This is a genomic window from Labrenzia sp. R5_0, assembly GCF_017743835.1.
GTDB lineage: Bacteria > Pseudomonadota > Alphaproteobacteria > Rhizobiales > Stappiaceae > Roseibium > Roseibium algicola.
In genome coordinates this window covers 1,061,931-1,085,192 of the sequence record NZ_JAGHRK010000002.1, presented here as the reverse complement: position 1 = coordinate 1,085,192, position 23,262 = coordinate 1,061,931, and the positions used below count along the sequence as shown (strand labels likewise).

Sequence of the window (23,262 nt, the reverse complement as noted above, 5' to 3'; positions counted from 1 at the left end):
ACCTTCGATCAGAAACGGGTGCCGTCCAGACGCAAGGGGGATTGTTGAAGGTCCGTTGCCCAAAGGACCTCAAGCTTGCGCAGCAGTGCGAATGTTTCCTCAAGAGCCTTCAGGTCCTGCTCGGATCGCACGATCTGGTCCTGATTGACCTCGTCGGCTGCCTTCACGGCTCTGCAAAGCATCTTTCCCTTGTCGGTCAAGCGGATACGGGCTGAGCGCCGGTCCCGTGCCGAAGCCGTTCGGTCGACGTAGCCGGACTGGACAAGTTGCTTGAGGCTGTAGGACGCATTCGATCCGAGATAGTGACCGCGGTCCATCAGATCCCGCACGGACAGGTCGTCGTCACCGATGGTGAAAAGCAACATGGCATGGGCGGGAGAGATGTCGTCCGCGCCTATTCGGATCAGATCGACGCGGAGGCGGTCAAGGTAGCGCCGATACATTCGTTCGATGACTCTTACGAGTTCGAAATGGTTCGCTTGCGACGCCGGAGCCGCGATCCTTTCCCTTTCCCCGTATGCTGAATGATTGATGGATTCTTCAACCATAGGTTCAGTCCGCGAAACGTGCCCATTCATGTCCCTTGTTGCGTCTTCTAAGACTTTGTGCATTTGCCCCAAACTCCCACCTACATTCGAACTAAATTCGAAATAATTTCATCGCTATTCTGCTCCCTGTCTATGCACATTGATGCATTTATTAGTTTTGTTTTTGCATTTCTTCTCTTTGCCAATCGATTGCCATAATTAAAGGCACTAGATACCCCAAGTTAGTCTATATGCTTTCGTCATTCCTATGGAAAAGATGTGTCGTTTTCTGGGCAATCGCTCTTTTTTTCGCACGTGCGAACACACCTATCGGTTGAGGCTTCGGAGAATCTTGAATGGTTGAAAAGACAACACCGGACGCAATCGATCCGTTCCGTCTCATAAGAGAGGCTCGAGTCACCTTTGCAACCGGTCTCGCCGCAGCGGCGCTTCTGAGTGGGTTCATCACGCTGCTGCAGATGATCGTTCCGCTGTTCATGCTGCAGGTTCATGACCGGGTTCTGAACAGTCAGAGCCTCGATACCCTGACAATGTTGCTGATCATCGCCTGTGGCGGGCTGATGCTTTTTGCGATTCTGGAATTTATCCGCAGCCAGATTTTCCAGGTGATGGGGAGCGAACTGGTTCGGCGTCTCAACCTGACGGCAATCGAGGCGGGCGTGAAATCCTCGCTGGAGAAGGGGGGCGGTATGGCCTCCGAAGTGCTGCGGGACCTGAACGACCTCCGCACCTTCATAACCAGCAACGCCATCAGCGCACCGCTGGAAGCCATGTGGGTGCCGCTGTTCCTGATTGTGCTGTTTGCCCTGCATCCGCTTTACGGGCTGCTGGCTGTTGTTTCAGCGATTACGCTGATCGGGCTCAACCTCCTGTCCGACATGACGACACGCTCGCTGTTGAAGGAAGCGAACACCGCCAACTTGCAGAATGTCGCGACGATCGCCTCCACGCTTCGTCACGCAGAGACGATCGAGGCAATGGGGTTGATGCCTGCCCTGACGCGCCGTTGGCGCAAGGGGCAGCTCCATGCCACGGAACTGATGGCAATGGGAAGCCGGCGCGGAAAGGCAATCCACGCGCTGACGCGAAGCCTCCGGTTTGGCATGCAGATCGCGGTTCTGGCACTTGGCGCAGATCTCGTCATCAAGGGAGAGGTGACTGCCGGCACGATGATCGCAGCAAGTATCCTGATGGGGCGCCTGCTGACCCCTTTCGACAATCTCACGGAAAACTGGCGCCAGTGGGTGTTCGCTTCAACCGCCTGGGGCCGGGTGCGCGAGGTTCTGGAAAACCACTCCTCGCTTCGCCAGACCGTGCCGACCCCGCCCAGCCAGGGATCGCTCAAGATCGACAAGCTGGTCTATGCGCCGCCCAACGCACCGGTGCCTGTTATCAAGGGCATTTCATTCACGCTCGAACCCGGTGACGTTCTTGGCATCGTCGGCCCGTCGGCAGCCGGAAAGTCGACCCTGGCCCGTCTGCTCGTAGGTGTTCTTCAGCCCACGACGGGCGGCGTCTTTCTTGATGGGCACAACGCCTATCTGTGGGAGCGGGCATCCTTTGGCGCGATGGTCGGGTATCTGCCGCAGTCGGTGTCTCTTCTGGATGGAACGGTTCGGGACAACATCTCGCGCATGTATGATGCCGATCCTCAGATGGTGATCGATGCGGCTCGTGCCGCCGGCGTTCACGAGATGATCGGCCGGATGCCACTCGGCTACGATACGCCCGTCGGTGACAACCGTTACACCCTGTCAGGCGGACAAAAGCAGCGTGTCGCCCTTGCGCGTGCGCTGTTCGGACGGCCGCGCCTGCTCGTGCTCGACGAACCCAATGCCAACCTGGATACGGAAGGGGAGGTTGCCCTGTTGCGTGCTATTTCGCAGGCAAAGGAAGACAACGCCATCGTCATCGTCATTGCGCACAGACCGGCAATCATGGAGGCGGCCGACAAGATACTGGTGCTGGAAGATGGCCGGATCGGCCAGTTCGGTGACCGGACGGATGTCGTCAGCAGTATTTCCAGGCGCCTGCCGGCACCTGCCGCACCCCGTGCCCTGCCGACGAGTGGAGAAGTGGCATGAGCGAGCGTTCCGAGCAGGCAAAGCCGCCGGTTGCCACACCTTCGTCCGAGGCGGCGACCGGAGCAGGCCAGGCTTATTGGATGGCCGCCCTCAAGGCGGACGATGCGCGCCCGCCAAGTTTGCGCAAACCGCTTCTGGCGGCAGCTCTGGCCGTTTCGATCGGCTTTGGCGGATTTCTGCTTTGGGGATTTACCGCCGATCTCGATAGTGCGGCGGTTGCCACCGGCAAGGTAATTGTCGACAGCAAGCGCAAGACCATCAGTCATCTGGAAGGCGGGATCCTGCGCCGGTTGCTGGTGCAGGAAGGGGATTTCGTGGATGCCGGCCAGCCGTTGGTGGAGCTGGACGACACACGCGCACGTGCCGAGTTGGCGCAGCTCCATGGCAAACGGACCAGTTTGCTGGCAAGGCTGGCCCGGCTCAGGGCCGAGCGGGATCTGTCGGAAGAAATCGTATTTCCGGAAGAGCTCAAGAACAGCAGCGAACCCCTGATCGCCGAAGTGGTGGCGGCCGAACAGGGGGTGTTCGAAAAACGCCGTCAGGTCTACGAGGGCAAGATCGCCTTTCAGCAGAAGGAGATGGAGCAGTATGTGGCGCAGATCGAGGCCAATCAGGCCCAGATCGAAGCTACCGGGCACCGGCGAAAGCTGCTTGAGGAGCGTGTCGACGCCCTCAGTGGTCTGGAGAAGAAAGGGTTCACGTCAAAAGCCATGCTTAGCGAAGTTCAGCTGGAACTGAGCGAGATGATTGGCGACGGCGGTGAGCTGGAGGCCCAGAAGGCGCGTGCGGAAAAGGCGCGCCAGGGGGCGGAAGTTGCCCTGTTGCAGGCCGAACAGGAATGGCAAAGCGACATTGCCGGAAAGATCCTCGAGGCTCAGCTTGAACTGAACCTCACCAACGAACAGATCATCTCGTCGCAGGATGTCCTCGACCGGCTGGTGGTCCATTCCCCGCAGGCCGGTATTGTCTCCAGCATCGAGATGAGGACACCGGGAGGGGTGGTCGAGCCTGGCAAGGCGATCATGGATATCGTTCCGCGAGACGAGAAGATGCTTGTCGAGGTTCGGATGAACCTGAACGACATCGATACCGTTCGTGTCGGCTCGGAGGCACGCATCCGGCTGACTGCCTATGACCGGCAGAACACCAGCCCGCTGGGAGGGGAGGTGACCTATGTCGCTGCCGACCAGACCGTCGATCCTCAGACACAAGCGGCCTTCTACATAGTGCGCGCACAGGTTCGTTCCGAAGAGCTGGACGGCAAGCCTGCCTTGACGCTTTACCCGGGCATGCCGGCGGAAGTCCTGATTATCCGGCGTGCTCGCAAGGCAATGGACTATCTGCTCGAGCCGATCACGCAAAGCCTTGATCGAGCTTTCCGGGAAGACTGAAGCGCATTTTTTTGTGCTCCAACAAATTTTTTTAACGACGGGCGGCATTGACCGCCCGTTGCTTTTTCGAAGCCCCGGTCCAGTCCGAGCGTAGAGGCATTTTCCTGGTGCAGTGCGAAAATTGCACCTTTAGCGCGATTAGTGCGTTGCAAAACTACCATGTCGTTCATTTTTCCGGCGAGGCGGTTGAGTGCTGTTTCTGCATGAAGTGCGGGCGGTTTCAAGCATCTGAAAAATCGCAGAAATTGGATTTCAATCTATGGGGGATCATGTGGTTTCATTGATTTTATTTTGAATTTCGAAATAAAATAAACGTAAAGGAATTGTATTTTCGAACTACTATTAAATGAAAAGTAGAATTAGTTTATCTCCTTCAAAATATTGCCTTATTTTTTTCACTATTCGTCCCTTTGAAGAGATTAGTAATTGTGTATTGTACTTCTCGCGCTGCAAAAATACGGGGTTTGTGCAGTGCGGTGTGCCGCGGTTCGCGGGGCGTCAAATGTAACGAGGCGAACTTCAGGAGTTAGCTACATGGCCACGATTGAAGGCAGTGCTTTTCAGGATTTCCTGCAAGGTACCAATGCTCAGGATTTCATATTCGGATTGGGCTCATCGGATGTTCTGCTCGGCAATGAAGGGGACGACTTCCTCTTCGGCGGCCGAGGTGGAGATCTGATCGTCGGCGGAGAGGGTGCCGACAAGATTTTCGGGCAAGGTGGCGAAGACGTCATTCTTGGTGGTGAAGGCAGCGATACCATCTTTGGCGGAGCCGGCTCCGACTACATCGAAGGCGGTGCCGGCGGCGACATCATTTTCGGTGGCGAAGGAACCGACATCATTGACGGCGGTGCCGGCAACGATCTGATGTTCGGTGGTGGCGACCACGATGTCTTCGTGTTCTCCGGCGGTGGCGGCAACGACATCGTCATGGATTTCCAGGTCGGCGATCTGGTGCAGATCTCGAGCAACATCAACGATACCGGCGTTTCCTCTGCTGCCGATGTCGCCGCACGGGCGACCCAGGTCGGCAACAACACGGTTATCGATCTCGGCAACGGCGATACCGTCACGCTCAACAACGTCGATGCCGACGATCTTCAGGACAATCCTGACGGCTACATCGTCGTTTCCTGATGATCCCGCACCCGGGCACGCGGTCGTCCGTGTGCCCGGGTACCGGCCTTTGGCCTGTGGCCGTCCGCAACTCAGGCCTTAGAACAGTGATGGACAAAGATGCTCGAGACCCTGGGCAAATACGCCGAGGCGGACTTTGAGTCCCCGCATTACTTCCAACTTACGCCGGAGGTTCTTCTTCTTGTCTGGGATCCGGCGCATCAGGTAAATGCTGCGCCCCGGCTTGTGGAGCAGGGCGGTCAGTCCTTCGGCTCCATTGCGAGTGTCCGGCTGAACCGGCTTGATGGCCGGTCGCGTGTCGTATGGGCTGTTTCGCTGAAGGAAAAAACCAGGCTCAGTCTGAAGTTGAGCGCCGGCGCGGTCGGGTCCGAGGCGACGCTTTCTGTCGACGCCGCGAAGCCTGGTCCTGCCGCCGATGCCTTTGCCATTACCAACGGCCTCAGTCAGGCCGCCTGCGCCGTTTTCGTCACGACTTTCCTGAGCGCCTGGTCCGGCATGTTCCGGTTGGGGCGTTCCCGCAGTTTCGTCAATTTTGCAAGAGAGCTGCTGCGCTCCGTCAACGATGCGCCGCCGGTTGTGGATGCTGTCGCGAGCATCGGTTCCGTCCGGTTGCTGGAAACCCTCATCAACAGCGACAGCACCGACATCAAAACGGCGGTCGTGATCGGTGATACGGGGGTTCTGCGGCTGGACAGCGGAACGTGCAACACGCCCTACAATGGCGGCAAGAGCAGATTGTTCCTCGGTGCCGTCGACATGCCGCAGCCGCCTGCCAACGGCTTTCTGGTGCTGTCCGGAAGCTGGGGTCTGGCGATCCGGAAACTGGCTACCGACAACGTGAAGCGCACTGTCGGTGCATGGTGGGCTACCAATTCGCGCAAGCTGCCGGAAGTGCGGGACTACCTGGTGTCGGACGTCGGCGCCAAATCCGATGAGGCGCGTGCGGCCATACGGGACCTGCAGGTGAGCGATCCCTTGCCGGCGCGCCGTCATGGCTCGCTGTCAGAGACCGGCTCCTTCTGTGCAGTGGAAACCGCTGTCGCCTGCGAAGCCGGTGTCCTGGTCGGTGGCTGGCTGCGCGATCCCGCCCGCGTCTATCAGGGGCTCGATATTCTTGCCGGTGACGCCGGTCCGGTTGCGCTTGAGCTACACACGTTCGATGGCGTTCTGCCGGAAACCCAGGGCGGTTACGCGATAAAGCGCTTTGTCGCGTTTGCGCCGGTCGGCAGGGCGCTTCAACACAATCTGCAGCCCCGGTTCGAAGTCCGTTTGGCATCGGGTGAGCGGGAACTGCTGGTGCCGCCACCGCAGCCGGGTGACATTCCCGACACGAGGGCGAAGGCGCTTTCCGTCGTGACACCGCGCCATGCGAGCGACGAGGTTCTGGCGACATGCCTGTCGAATGTCTTGTCCGATATCCAGTCGCGTTTCCGGCAATCAGTCGGTGAACCGTCCGAAGTTCTGTTCGGCAAACCGCTTGCCGATCCGACCGTGTCGATCGTGATCCCGCTTTACAAGGTGTTCGAGTTCATCAAGGCGCAGCTCGCAGCGTTTTCCGCCGACAGCTGGCTGGCGGAGAACGCCGAGGTGATTTTCGTGCTCGACTCTCCCGAGCAGGTAACCCATGTGGAGGACCTGCTCGCCGGGTTCCATCTTCTTTATGGCCTTCCCGTTCGACTCGTCGTGATGGAACGCAACAGCGGCTATGCGCTTGCCTGCAATGCAGGTGCGGAAGCGGCGCGCGGGCGCTATCTGGCGATGATCAATTCCGATGTCGTGCCGGTCGAGGCCGGCTGGCTCGAACAGCTCTGTGCCAGCCTGATGATGGACGAGCAGGTCGCGGCAGTAGGCGGCAAGCTGCTCTATGCAGACAACGCCATTCAGCATGCCGGGTTGAAGTTTATCCAGGACGACAAGGGCCGCTGGTTCAACCATCACTACTACAAGGGTTTCCCGCGTCAGTTTCCGGAAGCCAGCACCTCCCGCGAGGTGCCGGGGGTAACCGGTGCTTGCCTCGTTCTGTCGAAAGCCGATTTCGAGACGGTGGGAGGGTTCACGACGGACTTCATCGTCGGTGACTACGAAGACAGCGACCTGTGCCTGAAACTCCGCAAGTTGAATCGCAAGATCTACTATCTGGGCGACGTCGAACTCTACCATTTCGAGCGTGTTTCCATTCGCAAGAACGAAGACTACACGCGCGGTGTCGCCTCTCAATACAATCGCTGGCTCCACCAGTCCCGCTGGCAGGACGACATCGTTGCCCTGATGGAAGCTGCGGAGCGGCGTGAAAAAGGGCTGAGTGCATGAATTCGCCGGTTCTCATCAAGGATGCCACCAGTCTGGTCACATCCCCACTCGGCAGTGAGCGGATTGCAGACCTGCAAGGTTACATCGGCCGTAACAGGTTCTTGCCGGTTCCCCCGAGCGAGGACAACTTCGTCGGAGATGGTGACTATCTTGCCATCGGCACGGAGTTTCTGGGCCACTTTATCGACCTTGGGGGCTTGCGCGCGCATGAGCGGGTGCTTGATGTCGGTTGCGGCATTGGCCGGATGGCAGTGCCCCTGACCCAGTATCTGGATCCGGACACCGCCCGATATGTGGGTATCGATCCGGCATCGGCGGGCATTCAATGGTGCACGCGCAACATCGGGTCGGTCTACCCCAATTTCCGGTTCATGCATCTCGATATCGCCAACGCTCTCTACAATCCCGACGGCTATATCCGCGGCACGGAGATTGCCCTGCCGTTCGCCAACGGTTCGTTCGATTTTGCCATCATGACATCGGTGGTCACCCATCTGCCGTCGGAAGAGATCCTGCCCTATTTCCGCGAAATCTCGCGCCTCATGGAGCTGGGAGGCAGGTTGTTTCTGTCGGCTTTCGTGATTGCGCCGGACCGCGGCGAAGGCTTGATCCCGCGTGTCGTGTTCCGACGCGACGGCGAAGGGCCTGCCTGGTACGGCAACCCGCAAGCGCCGCTCGCAGCGGTCGCCTTCGATGATGGTTTCCTCGACAGGGCGTTGGAGACGGCAGGATTCGAAATCGCCCTGAAACGGTTCGGGCACTGGCGCGGCGGCAACGGGGCTCCGCATTACCAGGACTTTTTCGTTGCCGTGAAAACGTCGCGGGGGGTGTCCTGATGCGGATCCTTGTCTTCGCGCATAATCATCCGGATCTTCACCCCGGCGGGACGGAGACGGTCGCGCTTGACCTGGCAAGGGCCTATCGCAAGGCCGGGCACCAGTCGCTGTTTGTGGGTGCGACCAACCACCTGCACCGCGAGCCGCATCCGGGTACCAGCTTTCAGGCGATCAGCGACAGCGGTGACGAGTTGCTGATGTGGGCTGGTCATTTCGACCGGTTCAACATGAGCCAGATCGATCTGCAAGCCTTTGTACCGGACATGCGGACACTGCTGGAAAGCTTCCGGCCGGATGTGGTCCATATCCACCATCTGCTGCTGTTCGGTGTCGAACTGCCGGTTCTTATCCGCCGGGTGCTGCCCGACGTGCGCATCGTTATGACGCTGCACGACTATTACGCGATCTGCGCCAACGACGGCGTCCTGATGAAAAGCCCGGACGAAGCTTGTGCCGCGCTTGGGTCGGGAGGACTGTGCAAGTGCCTGCCCGAAGCAAAGCCGAACGACATGCGTCTGCGCGAGCGGTTCATCAAGACGCATCTGGAAGCCGTCGACGAGTTCGTATCTCCAAGCGCGTTTCTGTGTGACGTCTATGTGCGCTGGGGCCTGCCGCCGGAGAAAATCAGGATCATTCGAAATGGCAGGCCGGACGCGGTACCGGCCAAGAGCCGGTCGGCTGACGACACGCCCAAAACCGTGTTCGGCTATTTCGGAAACCTGACCCCCTGGAAGGGTGTCGAGGTTCTGCTGCAGGCGGCAAAGCTGTTGGTGGAAAAGGACATGGAATTCGAGCTGCGGGTCCATGGCGGTGCTCCCTTCCAGAACCAGGAATTCGTCAAACGCATCGAAAAGCTGTTCGAGGAAACCGCACCCAGAGTGCAGCGCCTGGGGGCTTACAAACCTGATGATGTCGCCGGTCTCATGGAACCCGTCGACTGGGTCGTCGTGCCTTCTCTGTGGTGGGAAAACGCGCCGCTGGTCATTGCAGAAGCACAGCAGCACGGACGGCCGGTGATCACCAGCGGTGTCGGCGGCATGGCCGAGGCCGTCAGGGACGGCGTCGATGGCCTGCATGTGCGCAAGAACGATCCGGTCGGCCTTGCAATCGCGATGGCGACAGCTGCCGGAGATGCCGCGCAGTACCGGAAACTTGCAGCCAACATCCGCAAGCCGCCGTCCGTCAGCGCTGTTGCCGAACAATATCTGCGCCTGTTTGCCGACCCGCAAACCGCGGCGCGTGAACCTGCTGCCTGAGGAAAACGGAATGAGTGTAACCCCTCTTGAACAGGTAAAGCCCGGATCGGACGCCAAGCCGCCGCAAGCTGTTGCTGAGGCCAGGGAACAAGCCGTTTCCGCGCGGCTTCAGGGGCGTGTCGATGCATTCGAAAACGGCCGGCTGCTTGGCTGGGCCTGGGATGCGTCGAGCCCGAGCGACCGCATGACCATCCACGTCTTCCACGACGGTGAGCGAGTTCTCAGCAAGGTTGCCGAAACCCAGCGCATCGACTTGAAGCGCAACGGCATCGGCGACGGCCATTATGCGTTCGACATCGAGTTGCCCCAGGCCGTTGCCGCAGCACCTGGCGGTCTGACTGTTGTGGCGGAAACCCCCAAGGGGGAAGCGCAACTGAAGCTGCCGCGCCCGAGCGCAGAAGAACGCGCCGCGGAAGCTGCCGTCGCCATGCCTCTGGCAGTGGTGATGGAGAAAGTCGACCGGCTGATCGTGGCGCAGCGCCAAAGCGCTGTTGGCCAGCGTGATGCAACGGCGGTCTTGCGCGAGACGGTGCAGCGGATCGATGCGCTGGCATCGAACGAGGGCGAACTTGGCGAAGCCATGTCCCTTCTGAAAAACGGCCAGGGCGACCTCTCCCAGAAGGTCAAGGAACTGGAAGTCTTCCTGCTGCGTTTCGATACGACGCTGAAGGGGTTCGATGACCGGTTGAAGGTCCTTGGAGAAAAGAGCCGCAACAACCTCAAGGTTCATATCCTGCTGCTGGCGATCCTTCTCGGGTTTGTCGGGGGCATGCTGTTTGCCGCCGCAGGCGGTCTCTGGAGGTAAGCAACGATGGAGCCTGTCGTCACCCTGGAAGGCGTGAAGAAGCTGCCCGCGAGAGCGGAGCGGCAGGCACCCGCGCTGAAGGCGCAGGGGAGCGCAGGGGTGCAGGTTCCACTCGACGGTCATTCGGTTCTTTACGTCAACCTCGACCGCGAAACGCTGTTGATCGCCGGGGTGGGGGAAGCCTTTGCCGGCGGGGTGCCGGCTATCCTCAACGAAGACCCGAAGATGGTCGTACCCTGCACGGTGACGGTGCTGCCAGCCGGAAACGGGCTTTCGGGCAAAAAACGTCCGTTCATCGCAATCCTGTCTCCGGTGCCAGGTTCTGCCACCCGGCCTGACCGGGTGACGATCCGCAGCCAGGGGCATGCCTACCCCTATGGCGTCAGGCACCAGGCAGAAGATCTCAAGAGCTTCCTCAACAGTGTCGGTGAGCTGTCACCTCAATCGGTGCCGGATATCGTTGACGGCCTGGTCCAGGCATTGCTTGGCGCGGGAACCACACCTCAGGCAATGCAGACGGCCGCCAGACTTGTCGATGCTGTCGCAGGACGCGACGGTTTCATCGAGGTTCTGGGTGTCTTCGACGCCGGAGATATCTACCTCCAGGGGTGGGCCAAGGGCATGCCGGTGGGAACCAGCCGGGTGTTTGTTTTCGACGGCGCATTGAAACTCGGTCAGCTGGCCGGAAGTCTTTTCGAGCGCAAGGACACCGGTGGCAAGGCACATGGTTTTGCCGGTTTGCTCGAGGTCGAGGGAAGTCTTGATACCGCGCAACTTCGCAAGGTTTTCTTCCGTGGCCGCGCCGGATGGAGCGTGGTCGAGGTTCATGAACACAGGACGATGCCGCCGGCCCGGGCTCTTCCCTCCCACATACGGGCCCTTCTGCCGAAGCTCTCCCCCGCGGGTGACGGCAGGGCCCGGCTGGAGCTGGCGGGCCGGCGGTTCGATGGCCGGGAAACGGTTAGCGAGCTCGACGTCCCGGTTCGTGTCGGTATCGATTTCAGCGCTTCACTGGATCGGGCCGGCGTCCTGTTGTCGGGCTGGCTGCTCAATCCGGAAGACCGTGTCGAAACGGTCTTCCTGCGTTCGGGCTGCATGAGTTGTCGCCTCGACACGCGCTGGACGACGCAGCTGCGGCCCGACGTGACAAGCGCTTTCGAAACGTTGTCACCCTTTCTGAACGGGCCGGATGCACTGCAACGGCACGGGTTCCTTGTTCATGTACCTGCCGAGGAAATGGCCGGCACCGAGGGTACGTATCTGGAGATCGTGCTGAAAGATGGCAGGTCCGCCTTTGCTCCGCTGGCGCTTGGCAGGGCTTCGCCGCGCTCCGCGCTAAGGCGACTTCTTTCCGGGCTGGATCCGGCAACGGCATTCCGTCCTGATTTTCTGGAGCGCCATCTTCTGCCGGTGTTGCAGGCCAATGATGCGCCCGAACCAGCCATCGTCGAGACGATCGACTTCGGGGTAGTGGATGAAAACGCCGCTTTCGCCCTTGTGATCGGTCTCGACGGAAATTTCGAGAAATCACGTGTCCTGCTGTCGCTGTGTGCGCTTGATCCGCTGTTGCGGAGCGCGCCGGTGGTCCTGGTTGCCTCGCAGGGTGACGCGCTGGAGCAGGTTGAAGACTTCAGGCAACTTGCCGGTTTCTACGGTCTCGCCGTCCGCCTGGTGCTGGCGGACCACGTCGAGGACGCGCTCGATGCGCTTCAGGCGGGCGTCGAGGCCTCACCGGCTGAGACGGTTGTTTGTCTGTCTTCCGGCGTGTTGCCGCGCGGTCCGGGCTGGCTGGAGCCGCTGCTTGCGGCGTTTCAGGCACAGGATGCTACCTGTATTGCAGCGCCCACGCTGCTCTATGAAGACGAAACCATCAGATGGGGCGGCGCCTGGATCGAGCCGGAAGACGGCCGCTATCTGTTGAAGCAGCATTATCTCGGTTACCCGCGCCGGACACTTCATGGCGCAGATGTCAGCCCTGTTGCCGCGGCACCGTTCGATTGCTGTGTGCTGCCGAGATCGGCCCTGGCGGAAGCGGGAGGCTTTTCAAGGAAATATCTTGGCACGGACGAGAAAGGGCTCGATGCCGCCCTGCGGCTGAAACTGTCGGGCATCGGTTCGCTCTGGGTGCCTCAGGTGGAGATGATCCACGCCGAGGACGGTCGCCCGGGAGAGCGGTCCTGGAAAAAACTGGTTTCAGAACTCGATCGCCGCAGTTTCGAGCGAACCTGGTCTCCGTTTCTTGCTGACCTGGCAGAGGATATCCGATGACGGCTGCTCACGAGGAAAGAACACCTTCCAAGGCCGCGGCTCTGCGCGTGCTCGTCATTTCTCACGGCCATCCGACACTGTCACTCGGCGGAGCGGAAGTGGCTTCCTACAATCTGCACCAGGGTCTGAAGGCCCTGCCGGGAACACAATCGTTCTTCCTGGCGCGGGTTGGTGACGGCTATCCGCGGCACGGCCAGTCCGCGCTGATGGGTGTCGATGACGCCGATGACGAGCTGCTTTTTCACGCTGACGACTACGACCCGTTCCTGGTGTCCAACCGCAACACCGGAGACCTGCACAGAGACCTGCGGCGGTTTGTGCGCACCCTGCGTCCGGACGTGGTGCATTTCCATCATTTCATCGGCTTCGGGCTAGAGACACTCTACACGGTGCGCGACGCCTTGCCGGACGCCACCATTCTGGTGACTTTCCACGAGTTCCTGTCCATCTGCCATCATCATGGGCAAATGGTCAAAGCTGGTGGCCACAAACTCTGCGAGGCGGCCACGCCGATTGCCTGCAACGGTTGCTTTCCGGAGATTTCGCCGGCCAGTTTCCTGCGCCGGCGGCAGTTCATCAAGTCCATGCTCGGGCTTGCCGATGGCTACATCTCGCCCAGCCGTTTCCTGGCGGATCGCTATGTCGCCTGGGGGCTGCCGGCGGACAAGATGACCGTTATCGAAAACGGCCTGAACGTGAGCGAACAGGCGGCGCAACGTTCCGTGGCAGCCGGTGGCCGGCGGAACCGTTTCGCGTTCTTCGGCCAGATGACGCCCTACAAGGGGGTGGATGTACTTCTGGATGCAGTCCAGCGAGTTCCCGAAAGCATCTGGGGGGAAGATGCCACGCTGACCATTCATGGCGGCAATCTGGAACGTCAGCCCGAAGCGTTTCGCAGTCGAATTTCAGAGCTTCTGGAAGCGGCCGGATCGCGCGTGCGTTTCGCCGGCAGCTACCAGAACAAGGATATGCCGTCGCTGATCCGGCAAACGGACTGGGTGATGATGCCGTCCGTATGGTGGGAGAACTCACCTGTGATCATCCAGGAAGCGTTCTTCCATGGGCGTCCGGTTATCTGTAGCGGCATCGGTGGCATGGCCGAAAAGGTTCGCGACAAGGTCGACGGTCTGCATGCCCGGCCGGCAAGCCCGGAAGACCTGGCGGACCGCATGGCGGAGGCCTTGCGCGATCCGGGTCTGTGGCAGCGTCTGCGGACGGGCATCAAGCCACCCAAAACGCATCTCGAAAGTGCCGGCGAGCACGTGACCCTTTATCGCGAGGTTCTAGATGGCGGCCTCGCGTCTCGTCCCGGTACCCTCAAGCAAAGCGCCTGAGAAGACAAAGGAATATGGAATGACACGCGTTCTGGTGATGATACCGTCCGGCGAAGTCTACGATCACAACAATGTCCGCTGGTACAGCCATCAGGACATTCAGCGCAACCTGAACCACTATCACAATATCGGCGATGCCTTCGTTTTCGATTCCTCGCTGAAACTGCTGAAGTACGACAGGCTCGAAACCCTGACGATCCGTGAATTCAACCCGGCGGAAGTCGACCGGTTGCGGGATGAATTCGACTATGTCGTGTTGCGCGGGTCCAACTACATTCACGGCGAGATGGACTGGGAAATGGCGGAGCAGGTGCTGCGCCGGCTCGGGCTTCCGGTTCTGGCTTTCGGAATTGGTGCCCAGGCGCCGGTGGACGGCAAGCTTGTGCTGTCGGATGCCACGAAGAATGTCCTGCGCCTGATTGCAGGTTCGACGACATCTGTCGGCGTTCGCGGTGCCTACACCGCCGAGGTGCTGGAAGACATCGGAATTTCCAACACGCGGATCATCGGTTGCCCGACGGCATTTCGCCACAACGAACCCGGTCTGAGGATCACGCTGCCCGAGATCGACCGTATCCGGAAAGTCGGCCTGACCGTGCGGCGCGAAGTGTCGCCGGCATACGCCAGGGATATCCGGCAGTATCTCACGTTCCATCGCGACCTGATCAAGTCGGTTGCGGCACGCTTCGATACCGTTCTGATGGCGCAAGGCGAGCTGGAGGAAAAGAAGCTGGTACTTGGAACGCCTGCGCAAAAGGACCAGGCGATCTCCTCGCTTCGGGAGAATGCCTGGGTTGGCGAGTGGTATCTGGACGACGACATCGAGTGCCTCTACCGCAACTCCATGTTCTATTCCGACGTTGTTGCGGACTATGATGCCTGCGTCAAAGCCTGCGACCTGGTGCTCGGCTATCGCCTCCATGGCAACCTGATGGCTTTGGCCAATGGCGTCCCGGCGCTTTATTTCACCTACGACAGCCGCACGCGCGAATTTGCGGAGACGTTCCGAATCCCGAGCTTCGACGTCTTCAGCGAGAAGGTGTTCCGCCTGAGCGACTATTGGGATCAGGGCCTCTTTGACCGGTTCAACCGGGCCTATGAGGCCACCTATTACGCCATGGGTGACTTCCTGAGCGAAAACAATGTGCCGCATGTCATGCGGGAGCGTGCGCCGGTGCAGCAGCGGAAGGTGGTGGCTCTCATGTGATTTGATAAGAATATCATTTCGAATTTTGAAGTATTTTATTCGTATTATTTGAGTAATATTGCGATAGAAATGCATCTATATTTTGTGAAAAGCAATAAGTAGATAAATATATTTACATAATTCTATGTTGCGCCGCATTATTGTCACAAACAAACATAAATCTTGTGCATGTATATTAGTTGAGCAAGCGGATCTCCGGCAGGGGGACGCTTCACAGTTCAGATGGGGGCTTGCATGACAGTCGTGGCTACACAAGACACGTTTCCCGTTCACAACGCTACGCGTGAGATGCTGCTGCTGAAGGAGCTGACCTTGATCGTCGTGGGCGTATCAAGGCAGGACATTCCCGGGCCGTTGCTCGAGGCGGTCAAGACGGTCTGGTTCGAGGGTGTCGAGGACGACTTCGCCCTGTTTTCCGACGAGAGCGCAGGTCGGTACCAGGTGTCGGAAGCGCCGCTTCTGCCATTGGCCATGATCGTGGATCCGGCTGCAATGGATGCAAAGGACGAACTGCACAAATGGATGCAGCAACGCGGTGTGGTTCAGTTGCCACCGGTTATCGGTTGGGGTCGTGGCGGTGAAGTGGAGGCTGTTTCCTCGATGGTCGGGCTGGTTGCCGATCATGTGAAATCGGGTGCACGGCGCCTGGTTCTGTCCAGCAAGGAGCTGAAGACACTTCGCAGCCTGAACGACGACCTGCAGAACCGGTTTGCCGCGCTTGAAGCGTTCCTCAACCGGCATGGTCTGCAGCCGCTGGATCTCCTGTTCAGCAACGAACCGGCCGAAAACCCGCTCAATCCGAATGTGCTGGCAAGTGCCTCCGTCGATGGTGTCAGCCAGATTCTGCCGGTGCCCAGTTCCGGTGTCAGCGGAGTGGCGGTGCATGTCGAACAGACCGGCAGCCGTCCCGACATCAAGCTGCGTGCCCAGTTGATGACGCTGGAGGACCAGAGGATCGTTGATACCTGGCATTTCTCCAGTGGCGATCTGTCCACGGGCTGGAACATCTTCGGCCTGTCGCGCTCGACTGCGGGCCTGCGCAGAACGCTGGAATTCCGCATGCAGGTTGAAGAGACCGAGGACGAGGTACCGCTTCTGTCCGTCGGTGGTCTGCAGCCGGTGGAAATGTTCCATGTGCGCGATGCCGCCAACGGCTTGTCGGTCCTCAAGAACAGCCTCGCCCTTCAGGTGTGGGGTGGCATTCCGGGCGTTTCCATGCCGCCGCACGCCAACTACATTCCGGCGCAGTCGCAACAGGTGAACCTGGACGAAGGCTTCCGCGACATGCCGATCGCCCCGGGCATCCTGGAACACGCAAGCCTTGCCAATTCCGATGAGGTGTCCTTCGATTTCGAAGCGATCATGCCGTTGCCGACGGAACGCGCCATCGGCTGTCACCCGCCTGCGGAAGGCATGACCATCGGGCAACTTCCGGCAGCTTGTCCGCCGCAGGTGATCCGCATGTCTGCCAAGGCGTTCATCGACAACAGCCGCGCCGCCGATATCGATTTCGCCATTGTGGTTGCCAAGGACCTTGGCGCGGCCAAGGCGCTCTTCAAGGGAGAGCGTGAACAGTCCGTCGGCGAGGCGTTTTCCGGCTGGAAAACCGTCAGTTACGGCGAGACGGCACATCTGAGCGCCTTTGCAGGCGAGCGGATCGGGGTCTGGCAGAATGTCTATTTTGCCACCCGGATGAACGAAACGACCGGTAACGATTTTGCCTGGGCGAAATTCGCCAACTTCCGCGCTGTCGTGAGCGGGTAGGCCGGCATGCTCCAGCACACTGGTTCAAGACCGGGCTTGCCGAATGTGCGTTACGCACAGTTCGGCGGTTCCGGCACGGCTTCGGCCACGGTCGCCATCGTCATTCCGGTCTACAAGCACTCGGTCCTTTTGACCGAAGCCATCGACGCGGCATTGGCCCAGCAGGCGCCGTTCAACATCGCGGTCGTGATCGTTGACGATGGTTGCCCCTTTCCCGAAACGGGGCAAACGGGGCGTGCCTATGCGCTCGCCTACGACAATGTCTATTACCTGCGGAAGGCCAACGGCGGTCTGAGTTCTGCGCGCAACTACGGCATCGACTTTGCCTTGCGCAGCTTCTCCGATCTGGAAGCGGTCTATTTCCTCGATGCCGACAACCGGATCACACCCTCGGCGATCCGCGTTCTTCTCGACTTCATGAAATCCAGTGATGGTGTGGATTGGGTCTATCCCAATATCGACAAGTTCGGGATCGAGTGGAACGGCAACTACACGGCGGAATATTCGCGCCTTCTGCACGTTACCTTCGACAATATCTGCGAGGCCGGCAGCCTGGTCTCCAGATCCCTCCTCGACGCCGGGGTTCGTTTCGACGAGAGCATGAAGTCCGGCTTCGAGGATTGGGATTTCTGGCTGCAGGCGATTTCTCATGGCTTCAAGGGAGCGAACTATCCCTTCTTCGGCTTCGAGTACCGCCAGCGCGCCGAAAGCATGTTGCGCGATTCCAACCGAACCCGTGACAGCATCCTTGGATACATCAAGGACAAGCACAAGAAGCTGTTCTCCACCGAGACGCTGCTTGGCTGGGAGCACGAGGAAGCACCACGGTTCGTCGCATTCGGAGCAGATACCTACCTGGTCGATCTCTTCACCGATCCTGTCGTTGCGCACAAGAAGCGCAGCATCGAGGAATTCGTGAAGACCTTCTGGGCAGCGCAGGCCGAACCGGAAACCTACGGTGTGCCTCCGTTCTGGCTGTGGATGTCGCCGGCACACAGGGACGCGCTGAAAAGCTGCGGTCTGCTGCACAACGTCTTGTGGCTGACCGAGCGCCTGTCGGCGTCCCATCATTTTGTCGCGCTTCGGTTCGAAAGCGACAAGGACCGGCTGGCGATCGAGGTGAACGAGCTGGGCGAAGGCAAGGAACTTGCCAAGAAGCCGCTTGGCTGGATGTGCTCGCTCGACATCATGAAGCAATGTGTCGAGGACAAGTCCGACGACTGGATCCGGACATTGAGAGGGGCCAATCCGGCACCGAAGATAGCCGAAGTCGTCGTGCGTGGGCCGTTCTCGGCGGAAGACATTCAGGGCACCGCCCTGTCTGCCACCAACAGCCTTCTGGCCACGCTGGGGGCCCTGCGCGAGTCCGGCTATCGCCACGGGCCCGGTGAACGCTGGATCTGGCGTTCTGCCTACTTCCCGAACCGCAGCAAGTATTTCGAGCTGCTGCGACACAGTGCGGGAGCAGCCCCGATCATGCCGCGTCTTGGCCGTGAGGGCGCGCCCCTCAGGGTCGGTCTGTTGTTGCCGATCGCCACGTTCGGCGGTGTCGAGAAGGTTGCCTACGCGGCTGCCCGGGTTCTGAAAAAAGCCGGGTGCGAGGTTCACCTCTATGTGTTCGGAAAGCCGGTCTACAACCACATCTCCGACAACGACGGGGTGTTCGACACCATCAACTTTCTGGCCGACGACTATCCTCTGTGGGGTGGTCCCAACATGTTCTCCGGCCACGAGTTGCTGATGGGGCATGACGAAAACGCGCGGGCCGAACAGGTTCTCGGGTTCCTGTCCGGCCTTGATGTGGTGATCAACAACCAGCTTGCCCCGGCCAATGCCATTTTCGGCGAACTTCGCCGGCGTGGGGTCAAGGTCGTCAACTACGTACATGTGCTGGACAGTTCCGAACTCGGCCGTCCGGCGGGCCATCCCTATCTGACGCTTGCCTATGAGCACATCTACGACAGCGTGCTGACCTGCTCGCGGGACATGGCCGAGTGGCTGCACGGCATGGGCGTGCCTGTTGCCAAGCTGCTTCATATTCCGAATGCCGCCGGTTACCCAATGGCGCCGGAAGAGGCCAAACGGCTGTCGGACAACCGTCAGCAAGACCGCGATGGCCGCCTGCGGGCTGTGTTCCTAGGCCGGCTGGACAGGCAGAAAGGCATCGAGCGGATCTTTGCTGCTGCTCGTGCCCTGAAGCGCAAGGGTGTCGACATCGACTGGCGCATTGTCGGTTCCGACGTCATGGACGCCGGGGCAGGCGGTTCCTGGAAGGAGCGGTTTGCCGAACTTGGTATCCGCGTCGATCCGCCGATCTATGACAGTCGAAGGCTCAGCCGACTGCTGGCCTGGGCCGATGCCTTCGTGTTGCCGTCCAGATGGGAAGGTGCGCCGCTCACGATCATCGAGGCACAACGCCTTGGCTGTGTGCCTGTCGCCACCGATGTGGGGGCCGTAAGCGAGCTGATCGAGAATAAGGTTGATGGCCTGTTGCTGCGCTCCTCTGACGATGGCGTGGTGACCCATGATCTGATCACCGCGCTCGAAACACTGGCAAAGTCGGAAAGGCTGCTTCGAACCCTTTCGACCAACGCGTCGCAGCGCAGTGCAGAGCGCAGTTGGGAAAAGAGCCTGCAGCCGTTCCTGCGGCAATTGCACAACTGGTTCCCGGATCGCCTGCAAAGCATCCGCCGAACCAAGGCGCCGGTGGCGCAGATTTCCAGTTCATCCGAAACGACCGTCCGGGGGAGTGCCGCTGACGGAGCAACGCTCTGGCAGCAACGCGGACGTCAGACGTCCGTCCGGTAATCGAAGGGCCCGAGCCCACATTTTTGAAAGGTGCAGTTCACATGAAGAAGCTCTTCGTTCTCAACGGCGGCGCTGCCGTCAAGCCGGGCAACAAGTCGGCATTCCTGAAAATCGATGATCCCCTGTCGACCTTTGCACGCGGCGGGATCAACACGGGCGACGTTCTCGTCTATGACGCGATGTTGAAGGCGCTTGCCTACGACCAGATCACCAACGTGCAGTTCGCCCATGCGGCCGACGAGAAACTTTGGCCGACCGACGATTATGACGCCACCGTCATTCGCGGATCCAACTACCTCACAGAGACGGTTGATATCGGCAATGTCATTCCGCTCCTGAAGAAGCTCAAGGGACCGATCGTCCCGGTGGGTGTCGGCGCCCAGGCGGCGAAATACAAGAAGCTGGAAATGCCGAAAGGCAGCATCGAGGCCTGGAAGATCATCGCCGACAAATGCGAAACGATCGGCGTACGTGGTGTCTACAGCGCCGAGGTCTTCAACGACATCGGCATCAAGAACATCCGGATCATCGGCTGCCCGAGCTTCTACCGCAATCTGAGGCCGTCCATCGAGATCAAGCCGCTGGATCCGGCCAACGCTCGTGTCGGCCTGACGCTGAACAAGTATCTTTCCGCCGACTATGCGTCCAACGCCACCAAGACCAACCGCATGCAACGGGCGCTCATCGAGGCTGTGGCCAAGCGGCCGGCCAATCGTCTCTATTCCCAGGGCGAGCGCGAGGAAACGCTGGCAATTTTCGAGACCGGCGAAGCCAAGCAGAAGCACATCCGTTCGATCCTCGGAAAGTACAATCTGGAGGGCGACAAGGATGTCGAGGCGCTGATGAGCGAGCGGATGCAGGCATTCTTCGACGTTGATGAATGGGCGGCAGATGCGCGGGACAATGTCGACGTTCTGGTCGGCTTCCGCCTCCACGGCAACGTCATCGGCCTGCATCAGGGCATTCCCGCCGTGTTCTTCACCTACGATTCCCGCATTCGAGAATTGTCGACGCTGTTCGCGATCCCTTCCGTCGAGATCGAAGACTACATGCCGATCAACCTGGAAAAGATCTTCGAGAGTGCCGACTTCTCCAAGGTTCAGCATGTCTACCGGCTGAATTATGCCGAGTACCATCGCTTCCTGACGGAAAACGGGCTCAACCACGTGCTCGCAAAACCGGTGGCCTCGCCGCCTGAGCAGCCGCTGGTCAAGCCGAACCTTGTGAAGATCGACCAGACGACCGAGGAAGTAACCGACTGGTTCCGGGGCGAGGTCGATTTCATGACCAGCGAGATCGAGACCCTGCGCAGCCGCGCGTGGAACCTGGAGCTGAAGCTTCGCGAGAAGACATCGCCGGACGCCGGCGCGAAACTGGCGAGCTGACCGGTTCGCGGGATCATGACACGACCCGGACCTGTGTTGAGCCGTCGCCGGTTTCTGACCGGCGCGGCAGCCGGTGGCATGGCGGGGGCGGCGCTTCTTGCGTCGCCCCGCAGCTTGCTGGCTCTGACCTCGAACGACCTGCCTGCCCCTCTGCAGCGGATGGACGGCGACTGGCAGCTGACCTTCCAGGATGATTTCGACGACCTCCACCGGTTTCAGCAAACCTGGGACCGCATGCGCATCGGAGGGGACGGTCATCCGACCATGCGCTACCCGAAAAACGTGGTGATGCGGGAAGGCGAACTCGACCTCAAACTCGGCCATCAGGCCGATCCGAAACGGCCTTTCACGGGAGGCTACGTTCGGACCCGGACCTTCCGCCAGACTTACGGCTATTTCGAGTGCGAGATGCGCATCGCGCGCGAGGCCGGTGTCAACAATGCCTTCTGGCTGATATCCGATCGCGAGACGGAGGGCGACACACATTTCGAACTGGATGTGGCCGAAGTCAAATATCCGAACATCGTTCAGGTCTCAGCCCGCCGGTGGCGCCCGGAAAAGAAGGTGCTTGCCGCAAGTTACCGGGCGCACATCCGGCTGGACGACACCTTTCACCGCTATGGGATGCTCTGGACCCGGCAGGGCTTTCGTTTCTATGTCGACGACATGGAAGTCTTTGACGCACCCAACGATTTTGCTCACACGCCAGCGCTGCTGCTTCTCAGCAATGCGGTCGCGCCCTTTGCCGGCAAGAACGATGGCGACGTTGCCGGAGCTGCAACCAGCATCCGCACCGTGAGAGTGTTTCAGAACACTTCAGCCTAGAAACGAGTGGCATCTGCCAATGAATTGAGCCGGCAAGTTCGCTTGCCGGCTCAAACATGTCAGGCGTCAGACCTGGTCAGGCGACGGTTTCGTAGCCGCGCGGGTTCTTGCAGACCCAGTTCCAGGTGTCGCGGCACATGTCTTCAAGGCCGCGCTCGGCCTTCCAGTTGAGCAGTTTTTCCGCAAATTCCGTGTTCGCGAAACACTGTGCCACATCGCCTTCCCGGCGGGGAGCGATGGAGTAGCGGATCTGTCTGTTGGAGGCCCGCTCGAATGCCTTGACCATCTCCAGAACGCTGTAGCCGTTGCCGGTGCCAAGGTTGACCGCAAAACAATTGGACGGGGCTGAGCCTGATCCGAGCACTTCATGTGCCCTCAGATGGCCTTCGACCAGATCGATGACATGGATGTAGTCGCGGATGCCGGTCCCGTCCGGCGTGTCGTAGTCGTTGCCGAATACCGAAAGCTCCTCCCGGCGACCGTCCGCGACCTGGGTGATGAACGGCATGAGATTGTTCGGGATGCCTTGCGGATCTTCGCCCACCAGCCCGCTTTCATGCGCGCCGACCGGGTTGAAATAGCGCAGGATGCCGAAGCGCCAGGAGGGGTCGCTGGCGGCGACATCGCGCAGCATTTCCTCGATCATCAGCTTGGTGCGGCCGTAGGGATTGACGGCGCTCGTCGGGTGATCTTCGGTCAGGGGCAGGAATTGCGGGTCGCCGTAAACGGTCGCCGAGGACGAGAAGATCATTTGCTTCACGCCGCAATTGGCCATCGCCGACAGCAGGCGATGGGTTCCCACGACGTTGTTGTCGTAATAGGCGAGGGGGATCTTGGTGGATTCACCAACCGCTTTCAGGCCGGCAAAATGCACCACCGCCGTACAGCGGTACTGCTTGAGGATTTCCTCCATCCGCGACTGATCCCGGATATCGGCTGTTTCCAGAGATACCTTCGCACCGGTGATGGCCGCTACCCGCTCGAGACTGACCTGGCTCGCGTTGGACATGTTGTCCACCACAACGATGTCGTGCCCGGCCTGAAGAAAAGCCACGCAGCAATGCGAGCCGATATAACCGGCACCGCCGGTAATGAGTACAGTCATCCAAACCTCTTTTGGCTTCGACGGAGAAAACGGAAAGGAAATTCAGCCCAGAATATCAAACGATTATTGTTGTTCGATGTCATGCATTCATCAGTATTTGTTGGGCTGAAATAAGGCTTCAAGATCGAGGCAAAATGAACATATTTTCGTGGCGTTTTGAAGTGTTTCCGTCCAATTGATCTGAACGTGCTCGGACAGA

Annotated in this window: 16 protein-coding genes; 14 read left to right on the top strand and 2 right to left on the bottom strand. The window is 59.7% G+C overall.

Features of this window, described 5'->3' with window-relative positions:
• Positions 1-8 precede the first annotated feature (8 nt).
• Positions 9-443 carry a MarR family transcriptional regulator gene (locus tag J7447_RS13870; protein ID WP_228148025.1) on the bottom strand — a complete coding sequence of 145 codons (435 nt, stop codon included), beginning with the start codon at positions 441-443 and terminating at the stop codon, positions 9-11.
• A gap of 440 nt (positions 444-883) precedes the next feature.
• On the opposite strand from J7447_RS13870, the gene J7447_RS13865 reads away from it, so the two are divergent.
• The 14 genes from J7447_RS13865 (at position 884) to J7447_RS13800 (ending at position 21,958) form a co-directional block, all read left to right on the top strand.
• Positions 884-2,632, top strand: coding sequence for a type I secretion system permease/ATPase (locus J7447_RS13865; protein ID WP_023003322.1), 1,749 nt, complete (start codon positions 884-886; stop codon positions 2,630-2,632).
• Entirely contained in the window at positions 2,629-4,023 is a 1,395-nt protein-coding gene (locus J7447_RS13860) for an HlyD family type I secretion periplasmic adaptor subunit (protein WP_209169870.1), read from the top strand. Before J7447_RS13865 ends, J7447_RS13860 begins: the two co-directional genes overlap by 4 nt.
• 534 nt (positions 4,024-4,557) lie before the next feature.
• Positions 4,558-5,160 (top strand): calcium-binding protein, encoded by a 603-nt coding sequence (locus J7447_RS13855; protein WP_023003324.1) that lies wholly within the window; start codon positions 4,558-4,560, stop codon positions 5,158-5,160.
• Between the two features lie 99 nt (positions 5,161-5,259).
• Complete coding sequence (locus tag J7447_RS13850; RefSeq protein ID WP_209169869.1) at positions 5,260-7,470, top strand: glycosyltransferase; 2,211 nt, start codon at positions 5,260-5,262, stop codon at positions 7,468-7,470.
• Positions 7,467-8,306: a class I SAM-dependent methyltransferase gene (locus tag J7447_RS13845; RefSeq protein ID WP_023003326.1), complete on the top strand. Its 840-nt coding sequence runs from the start codon at positions 7,467-7,469 to the stop codon at positions 8,304-8,306. Before J7447_RS13850 ends, J7447_RS13845 begins: the two co-directional genes overlap by 4 nt.
• Positions 8,306-9,562 (top strand): glycosyltransferase family 4 protein, encoded by a 1,257-nt coding sequence (locus tag J7447_RS13840; protein ID WP_209169868.1) that lies wholly within the window; start codon positions 8,306-8,308, stop codon positions 9,560-9,562. The genes J7447_RS13845 and J7447_RS13840 overlap by 1 nt, the downstream gene beginning before the upstream one ends.
• Before the next feature lie 10 nt (positions 9,563-9,572).
• On the top strand, positions 9,573-10,367 hold the full coding sequence (locus J7447_RS13835) for a hypothetical protein (protein ID WP_145903541.1): 795 nt from the start codon (positions 9,573-9,575) through the stop codon (positions 10,365-10,367).
• A 6-nt stretch (positions 10,368-10,373) separates the two neighbouring features.
• Positions 10,374-12,635: a hypothetical protein gene (locus J7447_RS13830; RefSeq protein WP_209169867.1), complete on the top strand. Its 2,262-nt coding sequence runs from the start codon at positions 10,374-10,376 to the stop codon at positions 12,633-12,635.
• Positions 12,632-13,969: a glycosyltransferase family 4 protein gene (locus J7447_RS13825; RefSeq protein ID WP_209169866.1), complete on the top strand. Its 1,338-nt coding sequence runs from the start codon at positions 12,632-12,634 to the stop codon at positions 13,967-13,969. Before J7447_RS13830 ends, J7447_RS13825 begins: the two co-directional genes overlap by 4 nt.
• A gap of 19 nt (positions 13,970-13,988) precedes the next feature.
• Positions 13,989-15,176: a polysaccharide pyruvyl transferase family protein gene (locus tag J7447_RS13820; RefSeq protein ID WP_209169865.1), complete on the top strand. Its 1,188-nt coding sequence runs from the start codon at positions 13,989-13,991 to the stop codon at positions 15,174-15,176.
• A gap of 234 nt (positions 15,177-15,410) precedes the next feature.
• Entirely contained in the window at positions 15,411-16,940 is a 1,530-nt protein-coding gene (locus J7447_RS13815; RefSeq protein ID WP_209169864.1) for a DUF6212 domain-containing protein, read from the top strand.
• A gap of 6 nt (positions 16,941-16,946) precedes the next feature.
• Positions 16,947-19,748, top strand: coding sequence for a glycosyltransferase (locus J7447_RS13810; RefSeq protein ID WP_023003333.1), 2,802 nt, complete (start codon positions 16,947-16,949; stop codon positions 19,746-19,748).
• A gap of 41 nt (positions 19,749-19,789) precedes the next feature.
• A complete protein-coding gene (locus J7447_RS13805; RefSeq protein ID WP_023003334.1) occupies positions 19,790-21,133 on the top strand; it encodes a polysaccharide pyruvyl transferase family protein in 1,344 nt (447 codons plus the stop codon).
• 15 nt (positions 21,134-21,148) lie between these two features.
• Positions 21,149-21,958, top strand: coding sequence for a glycoside hydrolase family 16 protein (locus J7447_RS13800; RefSeq protein ID WP_168684935.1), 810 nt, complete (start codon positions 21,149-21,151; stop codon positions 21,956-21,958).
• A 76-nt stretch (positions 21,959-22,034) separates the two neighbouring features.
• Here J7447_RS13800 and galE read toward each other — a convergent pair whose 3' ends face one another.
• Complete coding sequence (gene galE / locus J7447_RS13795) at positions 22,035-23,063, bottom strand: UDP-glucose 4-epimerase GalE (protein ID WP_023003336.1); 1,029 nt, start codon at positions 23,061-23,063, stop codon at positions 22,035-22,037.
• Positions 23,064-23,262 lie beyond the last annotated feature (199 nt).